This window comes from Natronospirillum sp. (genome assembly GCF_022565775.1).
Classification (GTDB): domain Bacteria; phylum Pseudomonadota; class Gammaproteobacteria; order Pseudomonadales; family Natronospirillaceae; genus Natronospirillum.
The window spans coordinates 1-6,456 of the sequence record NZ_JAIUMC010000129.1; the positions used below are offsets into that span (position 1 = coordinate 1).

Here is a 6,456-nt window from a genome sequence, read left to right on the forward strand (position 1 = left end):
CAGAAGACAGAAGACAGAAGACAGAAGACAGAAGACAGAAGACAGAAGACAGAATTATCGTTGCCGAGCCTCAAAGGGCTGTCAAGCCATTACTGTCGACCGTCGACTGTCATCTGTCGACTCACATCACTGACCTGAGAACTGAAACTTAAATGCATATAACGGGTCTACCTTTGTTAAGCAGGTCTGTGGGATTAGGGTATGCTCCGAAAGTCTTTTGTTTCCATGCTGTTAACAGGAGTCGGCCTAGTGGGCCATGCGGTTGCCGAGTCGAATGGACCAGTGCATCCGAGGGGGGTCTGGGGTACCGAGGAGGCCTGTGCGCTGTATGAGTCCGGCCAGGATTCTCGTCCTGAGGCTTTCTGGTATGAAATCGGTGATCAATGGATGGAGCGCTTTCTGTTTGTCTGCTTTTTCGGCGCTTCACCTCCCCAGCAGATCGGGCCGGATCGCTGGCTGACCCTGATGAGTTGCGGCGAAGACGGGCTGCGCTCCTGGTATGTGACGATGGTGGAGGAGCCTGATGATGGCCTCAGCCTGATCTGGCAGTTGCCGGGCGACGATGAAAGCCACACGGTCGGCCCGCTGCAGGCCTGTGCCGCACCCGAGTAAAATCCGAGTGAGGGCTTGTCTGTGCGGTGGGCAAGTCCGTTCAGAAACACTATTCTTTACAGATCATGAATAGCAACGGGAATGTCATGTCCGACAAGTCACTGCGTCCCAAATCCGATCGTACGGCCATAGATAAGTTCATCAATGAAGTGCGCACCATGCCGCAGAACGGAAGTGCCGGCCAGGGGCGCCTGATCTTTGCGCTCGACGCAACCGGCAGCCGCGAACCCACCTGGGACCAGGCCTGCCACCTGCAGAGTGAGCTGTTCAGCGCCACCCGGGAACTGGGCGGCCTGGCCATCCAGCTTTGTTACTATCGAGGCTACGGCGAGTTCAAGGCGACTCGTTTTGTCGGCCAGACGGATCAATTGCTGCAATTGATGAATGGCGTCAGCTGTCTGGGCGGCCGCACCCAGATTGGCCGGGTTCTGGCGCACGCCGCCAGCGAGACCCGTGATTCGCCGGTCAAGGCCGTCATCTTTATCGGCGACTGCTGCGAGGAGCCGGTAGACGACCTGTGCCATACCGCAGGTGAACTGGGCATGCTGCGCACGCCGGTCTTCATGTTTCATGAAGGCCATGACCCGCATGCGAAGGCCGTATTCGAGCAGATCAGCAAGCTGTCCGGCGGCGCCTATGTCCCGTTTGACAGCAGCAGTCCGCAGGTGCTGAGGGAGCTGCTGGCTGCCGTAGCCGTCTACGCCTCGGGCGGCAGCCAGGCGCTGGAGGACTTCTCCCGGCGCGGCAGTGCTGATGTCAAACGCCTCACCCAGCAGATTCGCTGAACCGGGCACCGCTGACCGGCACTGACGCAGGCGCCGCATCGGGTTACACTGCGAGCTTTCATGTTGTCTATTGCACGGAGAAAACCGTTTGCCGCTGTTTCTGTTTGCTCTTTTGATGGCCGTTGCCGGCTGGGTCTATGTACGCGCCCAGCCTCCGGGCCAGCGTCGACAGGGGTTGATCAAGGTTCTGGTGGCCTGTGCCATCACCGGAGTGATCTTTTTGGCCCTGACCGGTCGCCTGCATCTGGTGTTCGGTCTGCTGGCCGCCATGGTGCCCTTTCTGCGCCGCCTGTTGCCGGCCCTGCTGTTGGGTCGCGTTTTCCGTGGCGGAATTCCCGGCGGGATGGGAGGTGGTATTCCCGGTATGGGGCGCAGCAAGCCCAAGCCCGGCAACCAGTCCAAAGTCAGTACTGATGTGCTGGAAATGACGCTGGACCACGACAGTGGTGAGATGCAGGGTCATGTGCTGCGGGGCCCTATGGAAGGCCGGTCGCTGGCGGATCTGGGAGAGCCCGAGTTCATTGAATTGCTGCAGTTCTGCCGCCAGCAGGATGCAGACTCGGCCCGCCTGCTGGAAACCTACCTCGACAAGCGTTTTGGTGACAGCTGGCGTGCCGACGACCCACAACAGGATGCCGGTGCCGATTCGGGCCAGCAGAGTGAACAGCAGGGTTCTGCTTCGGGTGGTGGCCCGATGAACCGTCGCGAGGCGCTGGAAATACTCGGCCTCGAAGAGGGCGCCTCGCGCGACGACATTGTTATGGCGCATCGGCGGCTGATGCAGAAGCTCCATCCAGACCGCGGCGGCAGCGACTGGCTGGCAGCACGGATCAACGAAGCCAAGAAGATTCTGCTCGACTGAGTGGGGCGCCGCATGCGCAAGATACTGCACAGTGATGCCGATTGTTTCTACGCCGCTGTCGAAATGCGTGATTTTCCCCAGTATCGAGGAATTCCCCTTGCCGTGGGTGGCTCGGCCGACGGCCGAGGCGTGATCGCCACCTGCAACTATGAAGCCCGTGCCTATGGCATCCACTCTGCCATGTCCAGTGCCCGGGCTCTGCGCCTCTGCCCGCACCTGACGCTGGTGCGTGGTCGCATGGATGTCTACAAGGCGGTGTCCCGAGAGATCTTTACCATCTATCGCCGCTATACCGACCTGATCGAGCCGCTGTCGCTGGACGAAGCCTTTATGGATGTCAGTCACAGCAATGCCTGTCAGGGCAGTGCCACCCGCATGGCAGAAGCTATTCGGGCGCAGGTACAGGCTGAGGTGGGGCTGACGGTGTCCATTGGTGTGGCCCCCAACAAGTTTCTGGCCAAGATCGCCAGTGACTGGAACAAGCCGGACGGCATGAAAGTTATCCTGCCACAGGACATCGAGACGTTTGTACGTGACCTGCCGGTCAGCAAGCTGCATGGTGTGGGCAAGCGCACCGCGGAGAAGCTGCACGCACAGAGTCTGTTTACCTGTGGCGATATCCGCCAGCTCAGCCTGCACACCATGCTGGAGCGTTTTGGCAGCTTCGGCCAGCGACTGCATGAACTGGCTCACGGGCGTGATGAGCGACCCGTCAAGGTCAGTCGTGAGCGCAAATCGATCAGCACCGAACAGACCTACTCGGAAGATCTGCCCGACCTCGAGGCCTGTCAGTCCAGGTTGCCCGAACTGATCGACGATCTGACTCAACGCTATGCCCGTTTGCAGGGCTATCGCATACAGGGCGCCCTGGTGAAGGTGAAGTTCGCCGATTTTACCCAGACCACAATAGAACACAGTCACCCGGCCCCCGAGCCGGCCCTGTTCGATCAGTTGCTGCAGGAGGGCTGGGCACGACGGGCGATGCCGGTACGCCTGCTGGGCGTCGGGTATCGGCTGCAGCGGCCGGGGGAGGGTGAGCCGACGCAGTTGAAGCTATTCGAATAGATTTTCGTCGACGGTCGACAGAAGACAGTGAAGCAGTGTGCGTGATGCGACCTTACTGTGCACTGTCGACTTTCAACTGTCGACTATGGACCGATATGATAACCTGTCGCCAAATGCCAAACTCCGTCAGCACAGTGACCCGACCAGCCTCAAAGCCTGACTTGCCAGCCCCCGACGCCTGCACCCTGTGCGGGTCGCGCGCGCTGTCGCTGTATCATGAAGACCACAGGCGCCCCTACTGGGTATGCGAAGACTGCAGTCTGGTTCAGGTCCCGGCAGCCTGCTGGCTGTCAGCGACGGCTGAAAAGGCGGAGTATGACAAGCACGAGAATCGCGTTGATGACCCCGGGTATCGACGCTTTCTGGCACGTTCATTCAACCCGGTCAGCGCGGCCATAAGACCGCCGGCCAGAGGGCTGGATTTCGGCTGCGGGCCCGGCCCGGCGCTGGCCGCCATGTTTACCGAAGCCGGCTATGACATGGCCCTGTTCGACCATTTCTACTTTCCGGATGAATCAGTGCTGAGCGCCGACTACGATTTCATTACCGCCACTGAAGTGCTGGAACACCTGCATGACCCGGCCGCCTGGCTCAATCGGCTCTGGAAATGCCTGAAATCCGGCGGTTTGCTTGTGGTCCAGACCAAACGGGTCGTCAGTCAGGAACATTTCGCCGAATGGCACTATACTCGGGACCCGACCCACGTCATCTTTTTCAGTATCGCAACACTGCAGTGGCTGGCTGGACAATGGGGGGCGAAGGTTCGTCTGACTGATCCAGATGTGGCGGTTTTTCATAAACAGGACTAGTGGACAGAAAACAGAGGACAGAAGACAGTTTGCTGAGTGCCCGATTGCCTGCTTTGGTACTGTCGACCGTCTACTGTTGACTGTGCACTGATTCCGATGCCCAAATTCATCGAGACCCAAAGGAATTCGTTATGCCCTACGTCGAAGACACCCTGAAGCGCCTGAAAAAAAGCAGCCCGGCCGAAAGCGAATTTTTCCAGGCGGTCGAGGAGGTGCTGGACACCTTGCGTCCGCTGCTGGATGAAAATCCCCAATATCAGCGCGAGGGAATTATTCAGCGTATTGTCGAGCCGGAGCGGCAGATCATGTTCCGGGTCAGTTGGGTGGATGACGAGGGCCGGGTGCAGGTGAACAAGGGTTACCGGGTGCAGTTCAACTCGGCGCTGGGGCCCTACAAGGGCGGGCTGCGTTTTCATCCCTCGGTCAATGCCAGCATCATCAAGTTTCTGGGTTTCGAACAGATCTTCAAGAACGCTCTGACTGGTCTGGCGCTGGGCGGCGGCAAGGGCGGCTCGGACTTCGACCCCAGAGGCAAGAGCGATCTCGAGATAATGCGTTTCTGTCAGTCGTTCATGAATGAACTTTGGCGCCATGTCGGAGCTACAACCGATGTGCCGGCCGGTGACATCGGCGTCGGGGCGCGTGAGATCGGCTATATGTTTGGTCAGTACAAGCGACTGACGACACGGTTCGACGGTGTACTGACCGGCAAGGGGCTGCTCTGGGGTGGCTCAGAGGGGCGAGTAGCCGCTACCGGCTATGGCTGTGTCTATTTTGCCGAGAACATGTTGCAGGATCGCGGTGACAGCCTGAAGGGCAAGCGGTGTCTGGTCTCCGGCGCCGGCAACGTGGCCCTGCATACAGTGGAAAAGTTGTATGAACTGGGCGCCGTACCGATCACCGTCACCGACTCCAGAGGCACCCTGTATCACAAGGACGGGGTAGATCTCGAGCTTCTGAAAACCCTGAAAGTGGCGCGCCGGGTCAGCCTCAAATGCTATCTGGATGATTATCCGGATGCCGAGTATACGCCGGGAGACGAATACCCGGACGATGGCCATGCGGTCTGGCGCTATCCGGCAGAGGCGGCGTTCCCCTGTGCCACGCAGAATGAAGTGACGCGAGCCGATGTCGAGACTCTGCTCGAGAATGGGGTGGTCTGTCTGGCCGAAGGCGCCAACATGCCCTGTGAGGCGGGTGCCGCAGAGCTGCTGCAGGCCTCTAAAACCGCTTACGGGCCGGGCAAGGCCGCCAATGCCGGAGGCGTGGCGGTCAGTCAGTTGGAAATGGCGCAGAATGCGAGCATGCAGGCCTGGCCACTGGACAAGGTGGATCGGCGTCTGCAGGGGATCATGCGCGATATCTACCAGCGTGCCAGTGAAGCGGCAGAACATTTCGGCTCGCCGGGCGACCTGGTCGTCGGCGCCAATATCGCCGGCTTCCGTCGGGTGGCCGATGCCATGATCGAGCAGGGTGTGCTGTGACACCCAGGCTGGGCCGACGGGGACAACTGTCGGCTCTGATCATCTGGGCCTCGGTGGCTGCCTTGGTGCTGACGCTGATATTCCTGTTTCGGGATCAGTTGACGGCAGAGCAGGTAACGGGCTGGTTTGCCGACAATCTGCTGCTGGCCAGTCTGGCCTATACCCTGATTCTGTGCATGCGGGGTATCTTTCTGATTCCCAGTACGCCTTTGCTGTTCATGGGCATTGCCGTTTTTCCGGCCGCCTGGGTCTGGTCGCTTAACATGATCGGCATCATCATTTCCTCAGCCATTGTCTACCTGATGGTGCGCAGCTTCGGTTTCGATTATCTGGTGCGGGAACGTTATCGGGCGCGCGCAGTGCAGCTCAGCCGACTGATGCAGAAGCACGGTGAGCCGGTGATCATCGGCTGGAGCTTTTTCCCTGTGGTGCCGACCGATGTCATTATCTACTGCGCGGCTACCTTGCGCCTGTCGTTGACGCGATGTCTGATCGCGGTCGGCATCGGGGAGGGTATTCTGATTACCTTCTATGTGGCCGGGGGCAATCAGTTGCTGACTATTCTGGCGGATTGATGGAGGCAGTGCCCTCACGCAGGCCAGCGAGCGTCAGATCGATCAGATGGTCCAGCATCGGGTAGTGACCCGAGCTGTCTCGCGCACTCAATTCTTCCGGCCAGTTGTGGCAATAGATAATCGCTTCCAGGTTTTTGGACATCAGGAGACTGGTGAGGCCGTGCACCATAGACCAGGCGCTGAGACTGGCAATGGCCGACTGATAATCGTCCGGCTGCTGGTTGTGCTGGCGGAGAAACGCCAGAATTTCCTGGCGCAGAAACA

The 6,456-nt window shown here is 59.4% G+C and carries 8 protein-coding genes; 7 read left to right on the top strand and 1 reads right to left on the bottom strand.

The features are described from left to right. The first annotated feature begins 225 nt into the window (after positions 1–225). The 7 genes from LAT62_RS15420 (at position 226) to LAT62_RS15450 (ending at position 6,192) form a co-directional block, all read left to right on the top strand. The gene (locus LAT62_RS15420; RefSeq protein ID WP_293385956.1) at positions 226–612 is read left to right on the top strand and encodes a hypothetical protein; all 387 of its coding nucleotides are present in this window, start codon (positions 226–228) and stop codon (positions 610–612) included. Positions 613–698: 86 nt separating this feature from the next. Next, complete coding sequence (locus LAT62_RS15425; RefSeq protein ID WP_293385958.1) at positions 699–1,397, top strand: VWA domain-containing protein; 699 nt, start codon at positions 699–701, stop codon at positions 1,395–1,397. A gap of 88 nt (positions 1,398–1,485) precedes the next feature. Further along, entirely contained in the window at positions 1,486–2,259 is a 774-nt protein-coding gene (locus LAT62_RS15430; RefSeq protein WP_293385960.1) for a molecular chaperone DnaJ, read from the top strand. A gap of 12 nt (positions 2,260–2,271) precedes the next feature. Then, complete coding sequence (dinB, locus tag LAT62_RS15435) at positions 2,272–3,324, top strand: DNA polymerase IV (protein WP_293385962.1); 1,053 nt, start codon at positions 2,272–2,274, stop codon at positions 3,322–3,324. 161 nt (positions 3,325–3,485) lie between these two features. Further along, entirely contained in the window at positions 3,486–4,133 is a 648-nt protein-coding gene (locus LAT62_RS15440) for a class I SAM-dependent methyltransferase (RefSeq protein ID WP_293385964.1), read from the top strand. A 131-nt stretch (positions 4,134–4,264) separates the two neighbouring features. Beyond that, positions 4,265–5,617, top strand: coding sequence for an NADP-specific glutamate dehydrogenase (gdhA, locus tag LAT62_RS15445; RefSeq protein ID WP_293385966.1), 1,353 nt, complete (start codon positions 4,265–4,267; stop codon positions 5,615–5,617). Next, the gene (locus LAT62_RS15450; RefSeq protein WP_293385968.1) at positions 5,614–6,192 is read left to right on the top strand and encodes a VTT domain-containing protein; all 579 of its coding nucleotides are present in this window, start codon (positions 5,614–5,616) and stop codon (positions 6,190–6,192) included. Before gdhA ends, LAT62_RS15450 begins: the two co-directional genes overlap by 4 nt. Here LAT62_RS15450 and LAT62_RS15455 read toward each other — a convergent pair. Next, the coding region (locus LAT62_RS15455) for a hypothetical protein (RefSeq protein WP_293385970.1) at positions 6,176–6,456 on the bottom strand (281 nt) is incomplete at its 5' end. The genes LAT62_RS15450 and LAT62_RS15455 overlap by 17 nt on opposite strands.